Source organism: Granulicatella sp. zg-84 (genome assembly GCF_010892375.1).
Taxonomy (GTDB): domain Bacteria; phylum Bacillota; class Bacilli; order Lactobacillales; family Aerococcaceae; genus WM01.
This window is the reverse complement of record NZ_WNJX01000007.1, coordinates 1-2,426: the sequence shown is the minus strand read 5'-3', so window position 1 is coordinate 2,426 and position 2,426 is coordinate 1. Positions and strand designations below refer to the sequence as shown.

2 protein-coding genes are annotated in these 2,426 nt (G+C 36.1%); one reads left to right on the top strand and one right to left on the bottom strand.

What is annotated here, in order from left to right; genetic code table 11:
- Nucleotides 1-237, top strand: a 237-nt coding sequence (locus GMA06_RS02550) for a transposase (RefSeq protein WP_163561594.1), incomplete at its 5' end; no start/stop codon positions are given.
- 165 nt (nt 238-402) lie between these two features.
- Here GMA06_RS02550 and GMA06_RS02545 read toward each other — a convergent pair.
- Nucleotides 403-2,426: Cna B-type domain-containing protein (locus tag GMA06_RS02545; RefSeq protein WP_163561593.1), on the bottom strand; the 2,024-nt coding region annotated here is incomplete at its 5' end.

Below are 2,426 nucleotides of genomic sequence, written 5' to 3'. Positions count from 1 at the left end.
CCAGAGTGGTTTAGAAAGAAATTTGATATTTTTAAAACCTATCAGAATGGTATTTATCAAGCTTTTACCACACCTTATTCAAACGGTATCACAGAAGCTATCAACAATCATATTAAAGTTATCAAACGCATTGCCTATGGCTATAGACGTTTTTCCTATTTTAGATTACGTATTTTAATCATACAACACCATTCCCAATGGCAGAAAAAGAATGGGAAAAAGGTAGTGAATGGTTAATGCCATTCACTACCAACATACTCACTATTTCTCTCCACCAACACAATTTGACGAAGAGCCTTTTATTTTTGATTAAATCACACAAATAAAATTATGTTATACTAAAATTTAAAAATAAAAAACCGATAACGAAGAACATTCCTCATTATCGGCTGATAAAATCACTTATTCTTTTTTATTTCTAAATGAGTATACTACTCCAGCAATAACAAATAGAACTAATGAGTAAATAGAAGAATCTATAGTTCCTGTTTTTGGCAAAATAGAATTTTTATTTTCTTCTATCAATACTTTACTTAAATTAGAAGAATTAGTAGGTACTATTGGTTCAACATATGTATTGGTTATTGTATAACCATTTTTTTGAGTTCCTTCGACATTAACGGTATATGTGTTGGCTCCTTTTGTTACTCGATTGTTCGCTTCCCCGACTTCTTTCACGGTATAGATATTCGGTGTTGGTTGTTCTGGAGTATCTACGACTAATAAATTTGTAAAATCATGTTTCCATTGATTAGATTCGTTTAATGTAACAGGAGCACCTATTGCTTCTCCATTTTTATATAACTGTACTTGTACACTATTTTCGCTGACGTTTCCACGCCATACTTTTGTAACACTGACACTTGTTGTTCCTGGTTGTAGTGGTGTCGGTTTGATTGGCTCAACATAGGTATTTGTTATCGTATAGCCATTTGCTTGCGTTCCTTCTGTATTAACCGTATATGTGTGGTCTCCTACTGTCACTCGATTGTTCGCTTCCCCAACTTCTTTCACGGTATAGATATTCGGTATTGCTTGTTCCATAGTGTCTACAACGAACAAATCTGTAAACTCATGTTTCCATTGATTAGATTCGTTTAAGGTGACAGGAGCACCCATTACTTCTCCATTTTTATATAACTGTACTTGTACACTATTTTCGCTTACGTTTCCACGCCATACTTTTGTGACACTTACAGTTGTTTTACCTGGTTGTAGTGGTGTTGGTTTGATTGGCTCAACATAGGTATTTGTTATCGTATAGCCATTTGCTTGCGTTCCTTCAACATTAACAGTATATGTATGGTCTCCTACTGTTACTCGATTGTTCGCTTCCCCGACTTCTTTCACGGTATAGATATTCGGTGTTGGTTGTTCTGGAGTATCTACGACTAATAAATCTGTAAACTCATATTTCCATTGATTAGATTCGTTTAAGGTAACAGGAGCACCCATTACTTCTCCATTTTTATATAACTGTACTTGTACACTATTTTCGCTTACGTTTCCACGCCATACTTTTGTGACACTTACAGTTGTTTTACCTGGTTGTAGTGGTGTTGGTTTGATTGGCTCAACATAGGTATTTGTTATCGTATAGCCATTTGCTTGCGTTCCTTCAACATTAACAGTATATGTATGGTCACCTACTGTTACTCGATTGTTAGCTTCACCAATTTCTTTCGCTGTGTATACATTTGGTGTTGGTTGTTCTGGAGTATCTACGACTAATAAATCTGTAAACTCATATTTCCATTGATTAGATTCGTTTAAGGTAACAGGAGCACCCATTACTTCTCCATTTTTATATAACTGTACTTGTACACTATTTTCGCTGACGTTTCCACGCCATACTTTTGTAACACTGACTCTTGTTTTCTCTGGTACATACGTATTCGTGATGGTATTATCTACAACTGCTTTTTCATACCCTGCAGGAACGTTCACTTCATCTACTGTATATGTGTAAGCCACTCCAGTATTGTCTGTTGCTGGTAAATCACGCCATGTATGGCTTGTTGTACCTGAAGTCAATTCTACGGCTTTATCATAAACTGCTCCATTTTGATACAACTGTACTGAAATTGTTGGTTTTTCTGTTGGTCCATTCACCCAGACTTTGTTTACAGTGTACTCCGTTTTTCCTGGTACATACGTATTCGTGATAGTATTATCTACAACTGCTTTTTCATACCCTGCAGGAACGTTGACTTCATCTACTGTATAGGTGTAAGCTACTCCACTATTATCTGTTGCTGGTAAGTCTCGCCATGTATGGTTTGTTGTACCTGAAGTCAATTCTACGACTTCACCATAAACGGCTCCATTTTGATACAACTGTACTGAAATCGTTGGTTTTTCCGTTGGTCCATTCACCCAAACTTTGTTTACTGTGTACTCTGTTTTTCCTGGTACATACGTATTCG